The 370-nt window shown below is 61.1% G+C and carries 1 protein-coding gene; it reads right to left on the minus strand.

Annotation, left to right across the window (positions count from 1 at the left end; translation table 11 throughout):
* A partial coding sequence (locus LRF89_RS13400; RefSeq protein WP_238637396.1) for a response regulator occupies nt 1-368 on the minus strand: 368 nt, incomplete at its 3' end.
* Nucleotides 369-370 lie beyond the last annotated feature (2 nt).

A 370-nucleotide genomic window follows, 5' to 3' on the forward strand; every position in this document is an offset into this window, starting at 1 on the left:
GTCTTGTGTCGAAGGCGCATGTGGGTGTCCACTCGTGCGCGGACAATCGCCGGTGAAAACGGCTTGGTGATGTAGTCCACCGCGCCGAGACTCAGGCCGTATTCCTCATCACTGGCCGCATCACGTGCCGAGACAAAGATGACATCGATACCACGCGTCTGCGGATCCGCCTTGAGGCGCCGGCAAACCTCGTAGCCATCAAGGCCCGGCATCTGGATGTCGAGGAGGATCAGATCCGGTTTCGGTCGATTCGGCGCTTGTAGCATGGCCAACGCCCCGTCGCCGGAGTTGGCCACCTGAACCCGGTAGTCGTCCTTCAGGGCGTTGCCAAGCGCCTGGATGTTCGTGGGCTCATCATCGACCACCAGAA

It is taken from the genome of Halorhodospira sp. 9621, assembly GCF_022228055.1.
GTDB classification, from domain to species: Bacteria; Pseudomonadota; Gammaproteobacteria; order Nitrococcales; family Halorhodospiraceae; genus Halorhodospira; species Halorhodospira halophila_A.